The organism is Terriglobia bacterium (assembly GCA_020072645.1).
Classification (GTDB): Bacteria; Acidobacteriota; Terriglobia; order Terriglobales; family Acidobacteriaceae; genus Angelobacter.
On the sequence record JAIQGK010000011.1, the window covers coordinates 78,073 to 96,421 of the forward strand.

Genomic DNA, 18,349 nt, shown 5'->3' on the forward strand with positions numbered 1-18,349 from the left:
AGCGCCGGACCCAGGAGCCGGCGCAAACATCTCGCCGCGCTGTCCGGGTTCTTTAACAATTTTTTAATTGAATGGAGGATTCGAGTACTCACATTCAGTTTGTGATTTGTAACTGTCATCTATGTAGTGCGAGTCAGGTGTTCATCTGATACAGCTTGACCATAATTAATTTCCCTAATCACATTCTTTCGCCGGCAATTTGGAATGCGGAAAAAGATGAAAGGAGTTCCAATTTGGCCATATGCACCATTGCCAAACTGATAGGCGTCACGCCATAAGTTCTTTACAGCCAAGTTCCGGCAGTGGTGGGGACATTAGTTGCGTGCAGGGGCGGCAGAAAGACCGTTGCTGGGCGAGATATTGCGCTTTTCGGCGACGATGGGCGCGAAGAGATGACTTGAACTAGGGTTCTCCGTTTAGATCTCGATGAGCGGCGCAAATGCACGGCGCTTTTCTTGCTCATTTGCTCTCGCGCGCAACGGCTGAGTGTCTTCTTCGCGCGGCAAATTAGCAGGCGCAGGTGATTGCGATTGACTCCAAACTTCACGCAGATCTCGTCTCGGTCTTTCTCTTCCAGAAAGGTGGCCTTCAGGATGGCGCGGGCCCGAGGAGACAGGCCCGAAAGCATTCTTTGTACGCGGTCCGCTCTTTCAGCGGCCATCGCACGTGCATCTGGGCCGGGCGCGTTGCTGACCACGTCGAGTTCCGGATCCAAAGGCGCCACCTTCTTCTGTCGCCGATATGTCTCATGCAGCACGTTATTGCACACCCCGAGCACAAAATATTCAAAACGCTCAGGGTCGCGAATGCTCTGGTTCGAGCGAAGAAATGTCAGGACTCGCAAAAATGTTTCTTGCCGCAGCTCGCGCGCCAACTCGGTGGAGCGCAGATGCTTGCGCAACTTCCGCAGCAACATGGGGCTGAAGTGTGAGACAAAATGTTCTTCCGTAGCAGGATCTCTCTGCCGTAGTGAATGAACATATGTCGCATTGAATTCAAATGAAGGCAATACACCTGGGGAAGCCATGGTTTCTCGCTCCTCGCACCGGGTTTCTTGCGTTTAGCGGATGACTGATGCGCTCAATCCGCGTAGCTTGTACCCGGTAAAAAATTGGCTCGGTTTCATTTGAAGTAGCGATGCGAACAATGAAATTCCGCCAACTTGTCTGGAATCTTTCTTGCAATTGCTCCATTTGCCATGGCCGGCGACAATCTGTTCTAGTTTCGGCTTTGAATGGGAAGCTACGGAAAGTCTTGCACTTCTGCTACTTAGACCTATAATTGGCCGATCTGAACCACCAAGAGGCAAGAAAGACTGTGTCCACGAACGATAAGGACCTCACCGTGCTTCTCCATAGATGGAGGGACGGGGACCCGGATGCGGAAGAACAACTCTTCCGGTTGCTCATGCCGGATCTCCGCAAGCTTGCGGCTCGCTGCCTGCGGAGCGAGCGTCCTGACCATTCTGTGCAAAAAAGTGATCTGGTAAATGAATGTTTTATAAGGCTTTTGAATGCCAGAAAGATTGATTGGCGGGATCGGGGCCATTTCTTCGCTATAGTCACTGTGAAGATGCGGCGTTTTCTTATCGATTACGCCAGAAAGAAACATATCAAGCCCCTGCCTTTGGAAGGGTTACCCGAAGGCCTTCTGGCAGGACGCAACTGGCTTGAAAAAGCCGTAGTGATCGACGAGTTATTAGATGAGCTAGAGAAAGAATTTCCCATCCGGTGCAGCGTGGTGGTATTCCGGTCCTATTTAGGGCTAAGCACGAAAGAAACCGCGGAAAAGCTCGCCTTGACGGAGGCAAGCGTTGAACACGAATGGCACCGCGGCAAAAAATGGCTTCATCAGAAATTGAGCGAGGGGAAATGCTAGACAGAGAAGAGCGGCTGATGGGCCTGGTGCGGGAGACGCTCCGAACCCCTCCCGGTCAGCGCGAAACCTATCTGCGTGCCGCGTGTCATCAAGATCAAGACCTTTATTCGGAAGTATCCGAGATAGTGGAGTGGGAAGAACGCATGGGGGACTTCATGCGTGATCCTTTAGTTGGACTCATCGATCTGGAGGCCCTGGATCGTCCTTTCAAGCCGCACCAGGTGATTGCAGACGGGTTTGAAATCATACGCGAAGTCGGCGATGGCGGCATGGGCGTCGTATATGAAGCTTATGATCGCAAGCGGCAGCAGCGCATCGCCATTAAGTGCGCCAAATTAGGGTATGAGCGTCTCTCGCCGGAATTGCGTGGTGCGCTAAAGGTACGCCATCCAAACGTCTGTCTGGTAAATGAGATACATACGGCGGACACGGATCTGGGCGAGTTGGATTTCCTCACGATGGAGTTTCTCGATGGGGAAACCCTGCTCAGCCGCCTATCCCGTGGCAAGCTGGAACATGAAGAGGCATTAAAGTTTGCCCGCCAGCTTTGCGCCGGATTGGCTGAAGCCCATCGTTGCGGCGTTCTGCACCGCGATTTAAAGCCTGCCAACATAATCCTCTCTCCCGGAACAAATAAAGAACTGCGCGCAGTGATCACGGATTTCGGGCTGGCAGCTGACCAGGATGGAAACACTGATCTCATCGGCGGTACTCCCAGCTACATGGCGCCTGAATTGAAGCAGGACGGCACCGCATCGCCCGCCTCGGATATTTATGCGCTCGGAGTAATTCTCCATGAGATGGTGACCGGATCAAAGCCATTCACCCAAGCCGCCAACAGTCATGACGACGCGCAATTGTATGCTGTCCCCGGCAAGCCTATTAAGAAGTTGCCGCGAATTTGGGCTGATGCTATTCGCCCCTGCCTTGCAACCCTTCCAGAAAAAAGACCTTCCGCCGAAAAAGTCCTTGCTGTTCTTGACCGTAAGCCTTTCTACCGCCGGCCTTGGGTTGCCATCGCGGCGCTGGTACTCCTTGCTACCGGCGCTTTCCTGTGGCAGCCAATCTATGAATACTTCCGGCCTGCGGACGTCAGCTTGGCAATTCTTCCCGTCCAGAGCACAGCAGATCTGCAAAATTTTGGCCAGGGCGTTTTGCATGACGTCACTGAGAGGCTTGCCCGGGAGCCAGGGAGTAAACCAAAGTTTCGTTTGATCTCATCTGAAGCTGCTGCCATGCGGGGTGTTACAACTCCCGGGCAAGCGGGAAGTATCCTGCACGCAACGCATGCTCTGCAGCTTGAACTGCACCGCGATAGCAATGGCGTTGCCGTAGAAGCAGCCGTGGTTGACGCAAATACCCATGCTGAGGTTCGCCATTATTCCGGACACTTCGCTCAATCCGACGTGGAAGACTTGCCCGGTGGCCTTGCAGGGTTGGTCTCTGCACCTGCCCCGAGCAGCAGGACTAGAGGCGGTCTCGCCGGTCGCCAAAGCAGCCTATGAAAGCGGCCGCAACTATCTTCGCCAGGGCCGCTTTAGCTATGACCAGGCGATCGCGCAATTCCAGCAAGCTGCCGCCGCAGACCGCCATTCACCCTTGCCCTTTGCCGGGCTGGCGGATGCCTATATCGCAAAATACAGTGTGGAGAAAAGCAGCCAAGCGCAGGAGGCTGCTCGAACTTATTTGCTGGCCGGTGAGATGCTGGACCCGGATTCGCCCCGGGTACGGACTGCGTCCGCGGGCCTGAATATTGCTTTGGGCAGGAACGCGCAAGCATTGGAAGATAGCCGCCGCGCGCTGGAGGTCGATCCGAGTAATGCGGAAGCATGGCTGCGGGCCGGGTTCGCTTACGAAATGCAGGGCACCTTTGACAAGGCGCTGGAAGCTTACCATAAGGCAATCCAGCTCGATCCCGGCTACTACAAACCCTATCAATATCTTGGAGGCTTTTACTATTACCAGGGCAAGTTTGCCGAAGCCGCGCAGCAATACAGGAAAGAAGTAGAACACTCGGTAAACGATCTGGATGGTTATAGCAACCTGGGCTCCATATTGACGGAGCTGGGCAAATATGCGGAAGCCGAGACCGCTTTCAGGGCGGCGGTACAACTGAAAGAGACTCCATTTAACCTAAACAACCTGGGGGCCACACTGGTCTATCTGGGGCGCGACGCTGAAGCCCTGCCCCTTTATCAGCAGGCTGTGGCGCTGCAGCCGGCAAGCCATTTGTATTGGATTAACCTCGGCGATTCTCAACGTAGACTAGGCCATGCTAAGGAATCAATCGCAGCTTATAAGAGAGCTCTTAGTTTGACATCAGCGAATCTTCAGATTAACCCTTCCAGTGGATCTATCCGGGCATTTAAGGCGTATGCCCAGGCCAGACTTGGTCAAAAGAGCGATGCAGAACAGGAAATAGGTCAGGCGTTGCAAGTTCCCACAAATGACAACCAACTCATTCGGAACGCGATATTAACCTATGAAGCCCTGGGAAACAGGGAGATGGCCTTCAAAGTCGCCTCACGTGCCACCCCGGAAGCGAGAATTGCGTTAGAACATCATCCAGACCTGGCGGATTTTCGGCAGGATTCTCGCTTTAAACAATTGATGGCACCAAAATAACTAAGGAGGAATGGCCAAATGGTATCCCCAACCCTGATTGCAAACGGATCCGGCACTGGGTCGTCCGACGTGATAGAGATCGTGCTTGATTACGATCCTGAAACAGGAGTGGTTACTGCGACGCCCGGTACCGTTGAAGAAGGAACAATCATTGAAAAAGATACAACCATCTGCTTCAAAGGTCGTGAAGGTAGAGTCCGTGTAGTGTTCCTCTCTCCTTTCAATGACAACACGATAGAAATGCTCGATTCTCAGGAGCGCAAGCTGACTGTAGGAGGCGTCTATCACTTCCGCTGCTTCTTCACCGAACCAGGAGGGAGGGAAATTGAAGGTACTACGGGCGGTATCCTCGACGTACAACCGAACCGGCCGTGATCGCAGTGCTCTTTCGATCTGCCTAGTAGAAGGTAGTTTCTTCGGAGAAGATGAAGATCCAAGAGACGGTCCGGGCCGTCTCTGTTTGCCGTGTCCTGCGCTCGTGGGTCCGATTTCCAGACTATTCTTCCATTCTCTTCACCCATCTTCCTCAACTCCACCAATTCAGAAGGAATTATGGGTTTCAGTCGCCATCGACGGCCAGAGCCTCATCATCCTCCGTCAGTTCATCGTCCTCAAACTCAAAAGCTTCCTGCTGGCTGCCCTGGCACATCCATACCGGAGCAAATGACAGACGGTGCAGCGGCGTGGGACCAAGCTCATTGAGTGCGGCAAGGTGTTTGGGCGAGCGGTAGCCCTTGTTTGACGCCAGATCATACTCGGGATACACCGGCGACCAGCGGCGAATCATTTCGTCGCGATGGACTTTGGCAATGATGGAAGCGGCGGCAATCGAGATGGAAAGCGCGTCGCCATGGATGATCTTGGTCTGAGGACACTCCCAGTTCACGCGGACGGCGTCCACCAGAAGATGGTCAGGGCCGGGAGAAAGCTGCGCCACGGCTTCTCGCATGGCAAGCAGTGAGGCCCAATAAATATTGATTTGGTCGATCCGCGCCACGTCCACGGCTGCTACGGCGTAAGCGATGGCATGTTGCTTAATTCGCTCGGCCAGCGTCTCGCGGGTCTTCTGGTCAATCAGTTTGGAATCGCGCAGGCCTTTGATGCGATAGCCGGGTTCGAGAATCACCGCACCTGCCACGACGGGACCAAACAGGCAGCCGCGGCCAACTTCATCCACGCCGGCAACAAGGCGCGCGCCTGATTCCCACGCCAGTTTCTCAAATTTCTGTGTGCATTTGAGCCGCTTGAGCAGCCGCATCTTCATGGTGCCCTTGGAAAACGGCAGTCCCGTGGCCGGATTCACCGGGATGACGCGCTTCTTGCGCTTCACGCGCGCGGGTTGGGGAGCGGCGGACATTTTATTCGAAGACACTTCCGTCAGCGGTTTCTTTCCACAAATTGTAACCCTGTAGCTCTTCGGGTTTCACTTCCGCATGCGTCAGGAACATGGGCTCATGATTGATAAAAGTTGCCAACCGAAGGGGCAAATGTCCTATGCCAAGACGGTCTCTATCGCGGATGGTTCCCACAGCGAGTGCGCCAGGATCAATCGAGCGCGGGCGCTGTTGGAAATACTGCTGGTAGATCCTTACGTGAACGATCTCCGGCTCCAGCTTCAGCACTTTGGCGATGCTGAAACCCTCGCTATCGGTGACGGAGTAGTACGCTCCCTCAAAAAGTTTAGACGGGACGCTACGAGTGGAAACAGAATCAGCCATGAGGATCAGTGAACTCGAGAAGGTCTGTGGTCCATTATGCCCCAGCCGACAGTGGAAAAAGAAAAAGCTGCGGAAAATTTCTTCCCGCAGCCTGGAGCGTGTAAGAAAATTATTCGGCTTGCGCGGCAGTTTCAGCGGCTTCAGCCTTTGCGGCCACGGCACGATGATCGACTTCACGCAGGCGTGCAGCCTTGCCTTTGAGTGCGCGCAGGTAAAATAGTTTGGCGCGGCGCACCTGGTTGGAACGCACGACCTCAACTTTATCCAACACCTTGGAGTTGAACGGGAAGATACGCTCCACGCCCTGGCCAAAGCTGACTTTGCGCACGGTAAAGCTGCCTTGCGGGCCGCTGCGCATGGAAATTACGGTGCCTTCAAACGCCTGTACGCGCTCTTTGTCGCCTTCTTTGATCTTGACCTGAACGCGGACGCTGTCGCCCGGCTTTACGTCAGGAATGTCCTTGCGCTGCAGCTTGGCAGCGAGTTTTTCCATTATTGGGTGCTGTGACATGATCGTATTCCTTCTTTATCTCTTCTTTTAATTTTAGCAATTAGTAGCTAGCAAATGGCAAATAGCGAACTTCGTTGATCCATGCAGTTGCTATTTGCTGATTGCCAGTTGCTATTTGCTCTTCTTGCCGACTTCAGCTAGAAACTTTTTGTCTTCCTCGCTCAGCGGCTGCCGTTCCAGCAGGTCCGGACGATTACGCAATGTCTTTTCCAGCGCCTTGCCGCGACGCCACTTGCGTATCTGCTCATGGTTGCCGCCGATCAAAACTTCCGGCACCGCCATCCCGCGAAACTCCGCCGGCCGCGTGTAATGCGGATAATCCAGCAACCCGCCCGATCCGCATGTGCTGTCCGGCCCATCAACGCCGGCTTTTTGGGGGTTACTAAAAGAAGCCCCGCTAAAACTTTCCTGCCGTGCCGACGCCGCGTTTCCCAGTGCTCCCGGAACCAGCCGCGTGATGGTGTCAATCATCACCGCCGCGCCCAACTCGCCGCCACTCAGAACGTAGTCGCCAATGGAAATTTCCTGGTCCGCCAGGCTCTCGGCCACCCGCTCGTCCACGCCTTCATAGCGCCCGCAGATCAAAATAATCCGCTCCAGCGCGGCCATCTCTTCCGCCACTGCCTGCGTAAAAATCCGGCCTTGTGGAGAGAGCAACACCACAGTCTCTTTCGCCTCGCCCGCCAGTCGTTGATCGCGCGTCGCCAGTTTCAACGACTCTACGCATTCAAACAGCGGTTCCGGCTTCAACACCATTCCTTCACCACCGCCAAACGGGCGGTCATCCACCGTCTTGTGCCGGTCCGTGGTAAAGGCCCGCAGGTCGTGAATTTTTATTTCAATGAACGAGGCTTCGCGCGCCCTGCGCACAATGCCGTAATCCAGCGGCCCGCTAAAAAAGTCCGGAAAAATAGTTACGATCTCGAACTTCATTTGTGCGGACCCGATCAAGACTTCTCATGCTGCCGCTGTTTTTCTTCCTGGTTCAGCGGCGCATCCAGCTCAAGCAGTCCTTCCGGAAGCTTCATCTCCAGGCGCTTCTGCTCCAGCGCAATCTTTTCAATGTAAGCAGCAGCAAATGGGACCAGGTATTCCTTCTCGCCCTGGATCACCAGCAGCGGCGCTTCTCCGCTGCCAAACTGGACATCTTTAATCCGTCCGATCTCGCGGCCGGAATCCGTTACGGTGCAGCCTGCTAGATCGCTTACGTAAAACTCGTCGTTGCCCAGTGCAGCGCGTTCGCTGCGTGGGATCTGGATCTCGCTTCCCACCAGCGTTTCCGCATCGCTGATGGAATCCACGCCGGCAAACTTGAGCACCACCATGCCTTTGTGGAACCAGTGCTCGTCCAGGTCAAGCTTTCGCCGCTTCAGCTCAGCCGCGCCGCTTAGCTTCCCCCTGTCGCCAAGCGCAAAAAGTTTCCTGCGCGATTCAAACAGCTCGGGGAAATCGGTGAGCAAGGTTGCGGCAACTTCGCCGTGGCGTCCCTGCGTTTTGGCCACCCGGGCAATCGTGACGAACTCAGCTTCTTCAGTCATCCGCGCTGCCGGGCCCAATCAGGGCAGAAAGATCAGCAAAGCTATTCCGCCGGGCCAGTTTCCTCGTCGTCTTCGTCTTCAATAATCTCCAGCATGTAGCGTTTCTTGTACTTCATGCTGGCCGCGCCCAATAGCGTGCGGATTGATTTGGCCGTGCGTCCCTGCCGGCCGATCACCTTGCCCAGGTCCGTTGCCGCCACGCGCAATTCCAGGATCGTGGCGTCGCCATCTTCAACCGGGGTCACTTGAACTTGTTCTGGAGCGTCTACAAGAGCCTGAGCAATCTGCTCCACGAGCATACGCATATCGCCGCCCGTTTCCGTCATGGGGGAGTCCTTCACCTAGCTAAGCTTGGGGCCCAAACTTCTCTGACTGTGTCCCGGAAAAGAACTGACTCTTGCTTCTTGCCTCAGGCCGCCGGCGCCGGTGCGGCTTTTGCTTTGGTGAGCAGACGCCCCACGGTATCAGAAAGCTGCGCGCCCTTTGAGACCCAATAATCAATACGGTCACGTTTCAAGTCGATTGTAGTGGGATTGGTCCGGGGATTGTAAAGTCCCACCACTTCCACAGAGCGACCATTGCGGGCGCACTCCTTATCAATCACCACCACACGGTAATACGGCTGCTTGCGCGCACCAATGCGCGCCAATCGAATCATTAGCACAGTTGCACTGAATCCTTTCCTGATTGACGCCCGGACATGCTGGGCAAGTTGTTATTATCGCGCAAGTTGCGGGTATTGGCAAGGCGGATGGCTGCTGCTTTGCGCGCTTTGCAATTTTCAATCTGTCTTTTGTGAGACCACTTTGCGTTGCAAACAATGAAAGCCAAATTTCAATCGCTTTTAGACGAGCATATTTTTTCTTAAGAGCCCTCGATATTTTGCCTTCATTTGTTTCCTAGTGAGAGCCTAAGGGCGACCCCTAACTGCTTTTCCATTTCTCGACAATCGCTTCATCCCGATTCAGTTTTCGAAAGTGGCGATTTACCGAAAATACAATAATTTAATCATTATATTGTTATAACATAATAATAATATATTATTATCATGTTGATGTACAAGGTCGTTATATGATTTTTAGAGCTCCAGCGTTGCTGGCATCAGAGTTGGAAGTGCTTGAAAAGATAAAGGCAATGCGCCAATCCCTAAAATATTCAATCAGCTCCCCGGGGCGCTGGTTTGGGGCTCTTCGGCGAGCTACTCTGGCCCGGAATATCAGGCACTCCAATAGCATTGAAGGTATCAATGTCACCAGGGACGATGCCCTTGCCGCAGTGGACGATGACGAGCCTCTCTCGGCTGAAAGAACAACATGGCAGGCTACGGTGGGATATAGAAACGCAATGACGTACGCTCTGCAACTCGCCGATGATCCGCATTTTTCTTACAGTGAGGGCTTAATCCGCAGTTTGCACTTCATGATGATTCAGCATGACCTGGGGAAGAAGCCGGGCAGGTATCGGCCTGGCGTCATTTATGTCCGTGACGAACGAAAGCAGCAAAATATCTATGAAGGGCCGGACGCTGAGTTGGTGCCAAGGCTCATGCAGGAACTCGTTACATCCCTGAATGAAACGTCTGACGTGCCGGTAATGATACGTGCAGCGATGGGTCACCTGAATTTGGTAATGATCCATCCATTTTCAGACGGCAATGGCAGAATGGCCCGCTGCCTGCAAACCTTGATTTTGGGAAGGGAGCAAATCATCGAACCGCCTTTTTGCAGTATCGAAGAATATCTGGGCAGGTACACGCAGGACTATTATGACGTTCTTGCAGAAGTCGGTAAGGGAGCGTTTCATCCGGAAAACGACTGCCGGCCCTGGATTCGATTCAATCTCGTCGCCCATTTTCGGCAGGCGTCATGGCTTCTTCAGCGCAGCCGGATGTCTCAGCGCGTCTGGACTGAAATTGAGCAACTTGTAGTCACAAAAGGCATCCATGAGAGGTCGATTCCGGCGTTGTTCGATGCCGCATCTGGTTTTCGCATCAGGCGCACGCACTACAGGAACTCGACAGGAGTATCCGAACAGGTTGCGAGCCGGGACTTAAGAATCCTGGTCGATCTTGGCTTATTAGTCGCAAAAGGCGAAACGCGAGGAAGGGTTTATGACGCATCGGCGGCGCTGCATGACATTTATTTGCGGCACTATGAATCAAGATCGAATGTTGATCCATTTACACAGTGAAGGATTGCCCTTTTTCGATCCAGGGACGTGACGTATTAAGAATCGCGTGGACTGCGACATGCAGAGCGTCACTGCCAAACATTGTCTGGTCTTCTGCTATAGCCTGCTCAGATCTTCCAACATTTTGCCCAGCACCCTTCTTACATCGTCCGCCGATCTCACCTCAAAGCTCCGTATCTTCAGTGGCTTCAACATCTTCTCCACGTTACCGATCGCGCCAGTGACTCCTTCTCTCTGCGTGAATTCAAATTGCAGATAGTAAATGACACAATCCTTCTCTTCTCCGGTTTCAATTTCCGGCAGCTTGGGAAACGTATAAAAATCCATCGGGCTTCCCAGCAAAATGAAGACATGCAATGGTCTTTCCCCAGATTTGCTCGCTTGTTCCGACCCGGCTTTCAGCCTGCGCACGATCTCGTCCCGCAGATACACCGGACTCTGTTGCTTGTTTTGCAGGTCCTTTACGCTCACTGTTCCCGGTCCGCTGTCGGGAGAAAGGGTCTTGCGCAAAGTTGCCCAGTCAAGATCTTTGCCGTCATTCTGTTCAAAAACAATGTGGCGCTGCACCAGGTCTAGCGCCGCAGCGTCGCGGGAACCGTTTTTAAGCTTGATCTGATTGAAAAGCTTGAACGTGGGCAGGGCCGCGCCAAGATAGCGATTGTATTGACCATAGCTACCACGAAAAATTTCCGCCGAAGGCGTCATGTCAAACAGCACTTCCATGTCTATTGGTCGCCGCGTGGCCAGCGACAGATTTGGCCGCCCCTCGATGTCGGCATGAAACATGTAATCCGGGCCGTCGCGCTTGGTTGACCAGAATTCGAAAGCCGGAAGTCCGCGCCACATCTCCGGCAACGGATCGTTGCGGTAGGCATCCACATGAAAAAGACGATGCAGAAAATTGTGCTCGCCAGATTTCTTGTCCCATAGCGCCACGGAAAGTTCATACTGCCCCGGCACCGCAAAGGCCTGCCAGGAGAATTCAACGTCACTGCGCTTCATCTCCGGCTTCAGGTTATTCAGCTCCAGCAGGCCAAAATTTCTGACAGACACGCCTTGACCGTTCCTCACTTCCACCAGCAGAGTGATGTGGTCATCATGGCTGCGCTTCAACAACTCCGGCCCCGGCACCTGGACTTGGATCGTGGCAATCAGCCGTTGATGGAAAGAAAGCCGGTCGGCGGACGTTTGCACCTGCCACGCCATGTCCTGGTGGTTTCCCTGTGCCGCCCATTTATCAAAAGGTGCATCGGCAAAAACTGAGTCTGTGGTGGGTTCTTTTTCCTGCGCGCACGCGGCAAGGCCGCAGATCATCCAGCACAAAAATAGCAAACCCATGGAACACTGCAGGAACTTCGAATTAAAGTTGATTGACATGGGGATAAAGCCGACTACCACAGCATAAATGGCTCGGCTTATCAATGCTTCTTCATAGCGATTCGATACGATCTTGCATTCTGCAGCACGCTGGTTGCTAATTGCGGATTTTGGTGTATAAGAAGGCCTTAACACTTTTTGTTGTCAGGAGAAACACAACCGTGAAACAGAGGCTCTCTGTCACTTTCGCCGCCTGCGTCCTGGTGTTATGGAGCGTTTCCGCTCTGGCCCAGATGCCGCAGCCCTTTTCCGCCGACATGTCAACCACTTCGTCCACTGGCAACGCTGGTATGAAAGGCAAATTTTTCATGTCGCTTCCCAAGATGCGTGTGGACATCGCTGAAACGGCCCAGCGCCAGGGCGGCCCCTTTGGCGGCAAAATGAGCATGATTATGGATGGCGACAGCAAAATGGCCTACATGCTGATGCCGGATGCGCAAATGTACATGGAATTTCCCGCTGACGCCAAGAGTCCCATGATGCAACGCATGCCCAATTTGAGGGATTTGAACAGCGATCCCTGCGCCGGACGGCAGGACGTTACCTGTAAAAAAATGGGAACTGAGACGGTCAATGGCCGCTCCTCCGACAAGTGGGAATCCACGGACAAGACTGGCAACAAGGAAACTTTTTGGATCGACCAGAAGTTACATTTTCCCATCAAGAGCCAGACCGCCGGCGGCATGACTACTGAATTCACCAACATCAAAGAAGGTGCGCAGGATCCCGCGCTCTTCAAGGTCCCGGCCGGATATCGCAAGTTCGATGCCGCTGCCATGGGTGGCCAGCGCCCACATTAAGTGGGCAAACAATATAGTTTCTGCACTGTATTTGCGGCGACCGCGGGAACTCCACGTTCCCACGCGCGTCCCTGAAGTTCTAAGCCATGTCCCATTGAGTAGCGATAACCTCGAAACCCAGCCTCTCTCCTGTGACATCCGTCACATCTCTTTTGGTGGTTCCAGATGCACTCTAAAGAAAAGCTAGCTTAGACATGCCCTTGCCCAAAGCAAATCCCGAAGTGTGTATTGGTGTCGAACCGGCCCCGCCGCTGCGTTCGAATGAAGATAGGTTTGGCCGCCTGCTGGAAGCCGCGCCGGACGCCATTCTTGAAGTTAACTCTAATGGGCGCATCACTCTGGTCAACGCAGCCGCGGAGCAGATCTTTGGGTATACACGCGCCGAACTCATGGGCCAGACGATCGAAATGCTTGTTCCGGAAAGCAAGCGGTCTGTTCACACTCGATATCGCGCGGGCTATGCTGGAAATCCAAAGGTGCGCCCCATGGGACCGGGACTGGAATTGGAAGTCCAGAGAAAAGACGGCACGCTTCTCCCTGTTGAAATCAGCCTGAGCCCAAACAGCTCCCACGGCGCGGAAAGCGTGATCGCGATTGTGCGTGACGTAAGCCAGCGCACTCATATGGAAGCAATGCTCAAGCTTTCCCAGGAGCGCCTGCGGCAGGCGGAAAAACTTGAAGCGCTGGGACGGCTTGCCGGTGGCGTGGCGCATGAGTTCAACAATCTGCTCAGCATGATCCTTGGCTATTCTGAGCTTTTGCTGCCGTCGCTGGAATCTGCATCGTCCAGGGATTACGTGGCAAAAATTTCGACTTCAGCCAAGCGTGCAGCCGCATTGACGCGCCAGTTACTGGCATTTGGGCGACGGCAGGTGCTTACGCTTCGCTTCCTGGACATGAATGCTGTCGTCAAGGATAACTGTGAGATAGCTTCGAAATTGCTGGAAGACACCATCCAGATAATCACGCTGCCGGCTGCCGAACCTGCATGGATCAAGGCTGATCCTGCACAGATTGAACAGATCATGGCCATTCTGGCTTCCAATGCGCAGGCCGCAATGCCGGAGGGTGGCAAGATGACTTTTGCCGTCTCCACCGTTGACGTCGATGACGAGAGCGCGCCCCAATATCCCAATCTCATGCCGGGCAATTATGTTTTGCTCTCTGTGAGCGATACAGGAGAGGGGATGATGCCGGAGGTGAAAGCGCGGCTGTTCGAGCCGTTCTTCAGCACGCGTGAATTTGGCCAGGGAACCGGTTTGGGCTTGGCGTCAATGTATGGAATTGTGCTGCAAAGCGGCGGTGGCGTCAGTGTGCAAAGCGAGCCCGGCAAGGGAACCACGTTTCATGTATTTCTGCCTCGCGTTCAACCGGACGCGCCAAGTGAGTTGACGGTGGCTCCCAGGAAGGACATTGAATCGCTACGCGGAACAGAAACCATTCTGCTGGTGGAAGACCACGAACCTCTGCTGGAACTGGCGCGAGAGTTCCTGAGCGGCCTGGGTTATCACCTGTTGACGGCGAACCTCCCGCTCAAGGCGCTGGAGATTTCCAGCCGATATACGCATAAGATTGACCTGCTTCTTACTGACGTCCTCATGCCAGGTATGAACGGTAATGAGCTGGCCCAGCAACTTAAAACCCAGCGGCCTGATATGAAGGTCCTGTATGTTTCCGGCTTCGCCGATCGGGCATTTGAAGATAGCGACCCTTCCGGGCCGGAAGCCTTCATGGAAAAGCCCTACGAGTTCGATGAACTGGCGCGCAAAATCCGGGAAATCCTATAATGCTCTAACTTATCCCTTCTCAGCCGCCTGCTTCAGCTTTTCTATATCAATCTTGTCCATCTGCAGCATTGCCTGCATTACTCGCTTTGCTTTTGCCGGGTCTTTATCTTGCAACAGCTTGCTCAGGATCGTCGGCACAATTTGCCAGGACACGCCGAATTTATCTTGCAGCCACCCGCACCGGTCTGTTCGTCCGCCGGCCGAAAGCTTCTCCCACAACTCGTCCACTTCCTGCTGCGCTTCGCAGTTCACCACGAATGAAATGGCCGGCGTAAATTTGTATTGCGGCCCGCCGTTGAGGGCGACAAAATCCTGGCCATCCAGTTGAAATGCTGCTGTCATTACGCTGCCCTTTGGCCCTGGACCGGCATCGCCATAGCGTGCGACTGTTACCACCTTTGAATTCTTGAAAATCGAGATATAAAGATTCATCGCTTCTTCGGCCTGGCCATCAAACCAGAGAAAGGGAGTGATTTTTGACATGTGAAGGGCCCTCCTGTTTTATTTCGATTCTTATTTTGATACCGGCAGCACACCCCCGCGAAGCTACTTCTTCTGATACAGGAACCCCACCAAGCCAGGCACACGGCAAAGCGGTGACCACCAGTGAGACCGGATACCAGACAGGGCCTATATTTGTGTGAGTGAGGACAAATATCGCTCCGGACACGCTCAAAACGAATCCTATAGCTCCCAGAATCAGCGCGTGACGCATGGGATTGCGCGGGGCAAACTTTGCCGCAATATAGCTCCCGAGCACCGAGTAAACCATCCGATACGACAATGTCAGAAGGTTTAATCGCGGTTCAAACATCGGCTGTCCCCACGGTGGATAGATTTTGAGCAAATGCAGTACCTCGTCTGTACCAAGCGAAAGAACAACTACGCCAAGAAATCCCAGAATTATCGCGCCTGTGCTGCGCCAGAGATTGCGGGGCTCTGTGCCCAGTGCTGTTGCCTGCATCGTCATTTTGTTCCTCCTGGCGCAATTGCGGCCAGCCCATCGGTAAGCCGGCCATAACTCGCACCCATACCCTTCTCCATAGACGATTGAATCATTTTTTTGGTACCCACGATGTGGGCTTTCTTGGCGCACGAGCTTCTTTGCCCGCCACAAAATTGCACCCGGTTTGCCGGAAATGCCCTCTAACAGAGACAATGGTCGCCATGCGCTTAAAGCTCATCCGCCAGGCCCTGGCTTGTGCCTGCCTGCTTTTCCTTCTTGCTTCCACCCTTCATTCAGACACACGTCCGCTGCCGGAAGACCTGGGCTCGCTCCATCTGGCACAGTTGCTCACCAAGCTCAAGACCACGGCGCGCATCATGCAGGTAGTCGCCCATCCGGACGATGAAGACGGCGGCCTGCTGACGCTCGAAGCTCGCGGCAAAGGCGCGAGCGTTTTGCTCTTTACCGTCACGCGGGGCGAAGGCGGCCAGAATAAATTCGGCACGGAAAGCTCTGATGAGCTCGGCATCCTGCGGACATTGGAACTTCTTGAAGCTGACAAGTATTACGGCGTGGAGCAGCGCTTCAGCCACGTGACCGACTTCGGCTTCTCCAAGACCGCCGATGAGACCTTCAACAAGTGGCACGGGCATGACATCGCCTTGGGCGATCTCGTGCGCGCCGTTCGCACCTTCCGGCCGGACGTGCTGATCGCGCGCTTCAGCGGCACGCCGCGCGATGGTCATGGCCATCACCAGGCTTCGGCTATTCTCACCGTGGAGGCTTTCCGGGCTGCCGCCGACCCCAACAAATTCCCCGATCAAATCAAAGAAGGCCTTCTGCCCTGGCAGGCAAAGAAGCTTTATGTTGGCAATCCGCCGCGCATGTTCCAGGGCGGCAATGTGGCTGACGACGACTACACGGTCAAGCTCAACATCGGAGAGTACTCTCCGCTGCTCGGCATGTCGTACACGCAGTTTGCGCTGGAAGGCCTGTCGCACCAGACGTCACAGGGCACCGGCGGCATCCGCGTCCCTCCAGGCCCGCGCTATACCTATTACAAGCTCACGGATTCCACGCTGCCCAAGCCGGCGGCGCATGAAGCAGATTTCTTTGATGGCATCGACACTTCGCTGGTCGGGCTCGCTTCGCGGCTTGGCGCGGAGGAATCGAAGGTTCCGTTCCTGCGGCCAGCGCTAGAGTCTTTGCAGAAACATATCGAGGCAGCCAGTAAAGCTCTTTCGTTGCAAGACCCTTCGGCCTGCGCGCCGGACCTGCTTGGCGGTAAAGCGGAGACGGAACATTTGATCAACGAAATAAGCAGTGAGCGGGGACTCTCGCCCGCCGCCAAACGCGCGCTTGAGATCGCGCTTTGGACCAAACAGAATCAGTTCCGCGATGCCGCCAATGAGGCGCTGGGCATCTCCTTTGAAGTCTCCGTGGATCCTCCCGGTCCGCCGCCGGGGCCTTCCTACTTTCCCCGCATGGAGCAGACTATGCCTCTGGCCGTCCCCGGACAGACATTCACCATGACTGCGCGCCTATACAATCGCGGCAAAACAGTGATCGCGCCCCAGGATTTTCGCGTGGAGGTAGCGGAGGGCTGGAAGAGCGAACAGGTCACGCCTGCTTCAAATGCGCGGCCCACTTTGACGCCAGGCGAAGTTGCCGCGGTTCAGTTTAGGATCACCGTTCCGGAGAATGCCCGCTACACAAAACCCTACTTCACCCGCGCTGATCCGGAGACGGAAACGGTCTACACCATCAGCAATTTGTGCATGCTTACCATGCCCTGGCCGCCTTACCCAGTACACGCCCTCGCAAATTTCTCGATAATGGACGGCAACAAGCCGGCGCCGAGCCAAATCTCTGCCGTCGCCAAGATCAAATTCATTGATCCCACGCTGGGCCAGTCAGAGCGGCCTCTGGCGGTTGGCCCGCCGATCTCCGTGTTGCTGACATCGCCGGTCGTCGTCGCTCCGGTTGGCGGGACGGGAAAATCGCAGATTGGTGTGAGCGTCCGCAGCAATGTGCAAAGCGCGATCCATGCCAAGCTTAAACTAGATACGCCGCAAGGTTGGAAGGTTGAACCAGCCGAAATTGCCGTCGACCTGGATCATGATGGCGACATGAATAATTACGCGTTCCAGATCACGCCGCAGAACCTGCATGAAGGCACATACAAGGTCACAGCGCGCGCGGAATACAACGGCAAACAGTATGCTGAAGGCTTCAAGATCATCACTCGCCCCGATCTTGATTCCTACCCCGCCTATCGACCCGCGACTGAAAACGTGCAAGCGGTTGACGTAAAGCTGCCGGGGCAGCTCAGGGTCGGCTACATCATGGGCACTGGCGACGAAATTCCTTCCGTGCTGCAAAGCGTTGGATTGAACACCGCGATCATCACGCCGCAGGAGCTAGCCTCGGGCGATCTCAGCCGCTACGGAACAATCATCGTTGGCATTCGTGCCTATGACACACGGACCGATGTGCGCGAACACAACCGCCGCCTGCTGGACTATGTGAACAACGGCGGAACGCTCATCGTCCAGTACAACCAGAGCACCGGCGCGTTCAATGAAGGACATTACACGCCATACCCCGCGACCGAGGCCAATGTGCGTGTCTCAGTGGAAGAGCAGCCGGTGGAAATTCTTGCGCCGGAAGAGCGCGTCTTTAACTGGCCGAACAAGATCACCCAAAAAGACTTTGACGGCTGGGTGCAGGAGCGCGGACTTTACTTCATGTCTCAATGGGATCCGCAATTCAAGCCGCTGCTAGCCTGCAATGACCCGGGCGAGCCGCCGCAAAAAGGCGGCCTGTTGCTGGCACACTTTGGCAAAGGCATTTACATTTTCTCCGCGTATGGATTTTCTCGCCAGCTTCCTGCGGGAGTTCCCGGAGCAATACGTCTGTTTGTGAACCTGGTCAGCGCGGGACATCAGGAAAAGTAAGGCTGTCGATGCACGATTTCAG

18 protein-coding genes are annotated in these 18,349 nt (G+C 54.5%); 8 read left to right on the forward strand and 10 right to left on the reverse strand.

All coding sequences use genetic code 11. From position 1 onward, the window contains the following. Positions 1 to 283: 283 nt before the first annotated feature. Positions 284 to 1,027: a sigma-70 family RNA polymerase sigma factor gene (locus LAO76_15860; GenBank protein MBZ5492404.1), complete on the reverse strand. Its 744-nt coding sequence runs from the start codon at positions 1,025 to 1,027 to the stop codon at positions 284 to 286. A gap of 254 nt (positions 1,028 to 1,281) precedes the next feature. Between LAO76_15860 and LAO76_15865 the strand changes: the two genes are divergently transcribed. The 4 genes from LAO76_15865 to LAO76_15880 are packed head-to-tail and all read left to right on the forward strand — an operon-like array spanning position 1,282 to position 4,878. Further along, positions 1,282 to 1,878: a sigma-70 family RNA polymerase sigma factor gene (locus LAO76_15865; protein ID MBZ5492405.1), complete on the forward strand. Its 597-nt coding sequence runs from the start codon at positions 1,282 to 1,284 to the stop codon at positions 1,876 to 1,878. Next, a complete protein-coding gene (locus tag LAO76_15870) occupies positions 1,872 to 3,383 on the forward strand; it encodes a serine/threonine protein kinase (GenBank protein MBZ5492406.1) in 1,512 nt (503 codons plus the stop codon). The genes LAO76_15865 and LAO76_15870 overlap by 7 nt, the downstream gene beginning before the upstream one ends. After that, a complete protein-coding gene (locus LAO76_15875) occupies positions 3,301 to 4,503 on the forward strand; it encodes a tetratricopeptide repeat protein (GenBank protein ID MBZ5492407.1) in 1,203 nt (400 codons plus the stop codon). The genes LAO76_15870 and LAO76_15875 overlap by 83 nt, the downstream gene beginning before the upstream one ends. A gap of 18 nt (positions 4,504 to 4,521) precedes the next feature. Then, entirely contained in the window at positions 4,522 to 4,878 is a 357-nt protein-coding gene (locus tag LAO76_15880; protein MBZ5492408.1) for a hypothetical protein, read from the forward strand. A 184-nt stretch (positions 4,879 to 5,062) separates the two neighbouring features. Here the strand turns inward: LAO76_15880 and LAO76_15885 are convergent, their stop codons facing one another. The 7 genes from LAO76_15885 to rpsP all read right to left on the reverse strand — a co-directional run bounded on the left by LAO76_15885 (position 5,063) and on the right by rpsP (position 8,928). Continuing rightward, the gene (locus LAO76_15885) at positions 5,063 to 5,767 is read right to left on the reverse strand and encodes a ribonuclease HII (GenBank protein ID MBZ5492409.1); all 705 of its coding nucleotides are present in this window, start codon (positions 5,765 to 5,767) and stop codon (positions 5,063 to 5,065) included. 94 nt (positions 5,768 to 5,861) lie between these two features. Continuing rightward, complete coding sequence (locus tag LAO76_15890; protein ID MBZ5492410.1) at positions 5,862 to 6,221, reverse strand: hypothetical protein; 360 nt, start codon at positions 6,219 to 6,221, stop codon at positions 5,862 to 5,864. Positions 6,222 to 6,330: 109 nt separating this feature from the next. Beyond that, the gene (gene rplS / locus LAO76_15895; GenBank protein MBZ5492411.1) at positions 6,331 to 6,714 is read right to left on the reverse strand and encodes a 50S ribosomal protein L19; all 384 of its coding nucleotides are present in this window, start codon (positions 6,712 to 6,714) and stop codon (positions 6,331 to 6,333) included. Between the two features lie 129 nt (positions 6,715 to 6,843). Next, the gene (trmD, locus tag LAO76_15900; protein MBZ5492412.1) at positions 6,844 to 7,665 is read right to left on the reverse strand and encodes a tRNA (guanosine(37)-N1)-methyltransferase TrmD; all 822 of its coding nucleotides are present in this window, start codon (positions 7,663 to 7,665) and stop codon (positions 6,844 to 6,846) included. A 14-nt stretch (positions 7,666 to 7,679) separates the two neighbouring features. Then, a complete protein-coding gene (gene rimM / locus LAO76_15905) occupies positions 7,680 to 8,270 on the reverse strand; it encodes a ribosome maturation factor RimM (protein ID MBZ5492413.1) in 591 nt (196 codons plus the stop codon). A 41-nt stretch (positions 8,271 to 8,311) separates the two neighbouring features. After that, a complete protein-coding gene (locus tag LAO76_15910) occupies positions 8,312 to 8,575 on the reverse strand; it encodes a KH domain-containing protein (protein MBZ5492414.1) in 264 nt (87 codons plus the stop codon). Positions 8,576 to 8,679: 104 nt separating this feature from the next. Continuing rightward, a complete protein-coding gene (gene rpsP, locus LAO76_15915; GenBank protein ID MBZ5492415.1) occupies positions 8,680 to 8,928 on the reverse strand; it encodes a 30S ribosomal protein S16 in 249 nt (82 codons plus the stop codon). 476 nt (positions 8,929 to 9,404) lie between these two features. Between rpsP and LAO76_15920 the strand changes: the two genes are divergently transcribed. Continuing rightward, positions 9,405 to 10,460, forward strand: coding sequence for a Fic family protein (locus LAO76_15920; protein ID MBZ5492416.1), 1,056 nt, complete (start codon positions 9,405 to 9,407; stop codon positions 10,458 to 10,460). Positions 10,461 to 10,556: 96 nt separating this feature from the next. Here LAO76_15920 and LAO76_15925 read toward each other — a convergent pair whose 3' ends face one another. Then, complete coding sequence (locus tag LAO76_15925; GenBank protein MBZ5492417.1) at positions 10,557 to 11,798, reverse strand: hypothetical protein; 1,242 nt, start codon at positions 11,796 to 11,798, stop codon at positions 10,557 to 10,559. Between the two features lie 200 nt (positions 11,799 to 11,998). On the opposite strand from LAO76_15925, the gene LAO76_15930 reads away from it, so the two are divergent. Both LAO76_15930 and LAO76_15935 read left to right on the forward strand, forming a co-directional pair. Beyond that, complete coding sequence (locus LAO76_15930; protein MBZ5492418.1) at positions 11,999 to 12,637, forward strand: DUF4412 domain-containing protein; 639 nt, start codon at positions 11,999 to 12,001, stop codon at positions 12,635 to 12,637. A gap of 194 nt (positions 12,638 to 12,831) precedes the next feature. Next, on the forward strand, positions 12,832 to 14,424 hold the full coding sequence (locus LAO76_15935; GenBank protein MBZ5492419.1) for a PAS domain S-box protein: 1,593 nt from the start codon (positions 12,832 to 12,834) through the stop codon (positions 14,422 to 14,424). Between the two features lie 9 nt (positions 14,425 to 14,433). Here the strand turns inward: LAO76_15935 and LAO76_15940 are convergent, their stop codons facing one another. After that, positions 14,434 to 14,907 (reverse strand): VOC family protein, encoded by a 474-nt coding sequence (locus tag LAO76_15940; protein ID MBZ5492420.1) that lies wholly within the window; start codon positions 14,905 to 14,907, stop codon positions 14,434 to 14,436. Positions 14,908 to 15,591: 684 nt separating this feature from the next. On the opposite strand from LAO76_15940, the gene LAO76_15945 reads away from it, so the two are divergent. Continuing rightward, the gene (locus LAO76_15945) at positions 15,592 to 18,327 is read left to right on the forward strand and encodes a PIG-L family deacetylase (protein ID MBZ5492421.1); all 2,736 of its coding nucleotides are present in this window, start codon (positions 15,592 to 15,594) and stop codon (positions 18,325 to 18,327) included. Positions 18,328 to 18,349 lie beyond the last annotated feature (22 nt).

What these genes read in the sequence shown, in the direction of transcription:
- LAO76_15860 (MBZ5492404.1), bottom strand. Translation starts at nt 1,027, where the DNA reads ATGGCTTCCCCAGGTGTATTGCCTTCATTTGAATTCAATGCGACATAT.
- LAO76_15880 (MBZ5492408.1), top strand. Translation starts at nt 4,522, where the DNA reads ATGGTATCCCCAACCCTGATTGCAAACGGATCCGGCACTGGGTCGTCC.
- rplS (MBZ5492411.1), bottom strand. Translation starts at nt 6,714, where the DNA reads ATGGAAAAACTCGCTGCCAAGCTGCAGCGCAAGGACATTCCTGACGTA.
- LAO76_15935 (MBZ5492419.1), top strand. Translation starts at nt 12,832, where the DNA reads ATGCCCTTGCCCAAAGCAAATCCCGAAGTGTGTATTGGTGTCGAACCG.
- LAO76_15910 (MBZ5492414.1), bottom strand. Translation starts at nt 8,575, where the DNA reads ATGCGTATGCTCGTGGAGCAGATTGCTCAGGCTCTTGTAGACGCTCCA.
- LAO76_15890 (MBZ5492410.1), bottom strand. Translation starts at nt 6,221, where the DNA reads ATGGCTGATTCTGTTTCCACTCGTAGCGTCCCGTCTAAACTTTTTGAG.
- trmD (MBZ5492412.1), bottom strand. Translation starts at nt 7,665, where the DNA reads ATGAAGTTCGAGATCGTAACTATTTTTCCGGACTTTTTTAGCGGGCCG.
- rimM (MBZ5492413.1), bottom strand. Translation starts at nt 8,270, where the DNA reads ATGACTGAAGAAGCTGAGTTCGTCACGATTGCCCGGGTGGCCAAAACG.
- LAO76_15870 (MBZ5492406.1), top strand. Translation starts at nt 1,872, where the DNA reads ATGCTAGACAGAGAAGAGCGGCTGATGGGCCTGGTGCGGGAGACGCTC.
- LAO76_15920 (MBZ5492416.1), top strand. Translation starts at nt 9,405, where the DNA reads ATGCGCCAATCCCTAAAATATTCAATCAGCTCCCCGGGGCGCTGGTTT.
- LAO76_15945 (MBZ5492421.1), top strand. Translation starts at nt 15,592, where the DNA reads ATGCGCTTAAAGCTCATCCGCCAGGCCCTGGCTTGTGCCTGCCTGCTT.
- rpsP (MBZ5492415.1), bottom strand. Translation starts at nt 8,928, where the DNA reads ATGATTCGATTGGCGCGCATTGGTGCGCGCAAGCAGCCGTATTACCGT.
- LAO76_15885 (MBZ5492409.1), bottom strand. Translation starts at nt 5,767, where the DNA reads ATGAAGATGCGGCTGCTCAAGCGGCTCAAATGCACACAGAAATTTGAG.
- LAO76_15940 (MBZ5492420.1), bottom strand. Translation starts at nt 14,907, where the DNA reads ATGTCAAAAATCACTCCCTTTCTCTGGTTTGATGGCCAGGCCGAAGAA.
- LAO76_15925 (MBZ5492417.1), bottom strand. Translation starts at nt 11,798, where the DNA reads ATGGGTTTGCTATTTTTGTGCTGGATGATCTGCGGCCTTGCCGCGTGC.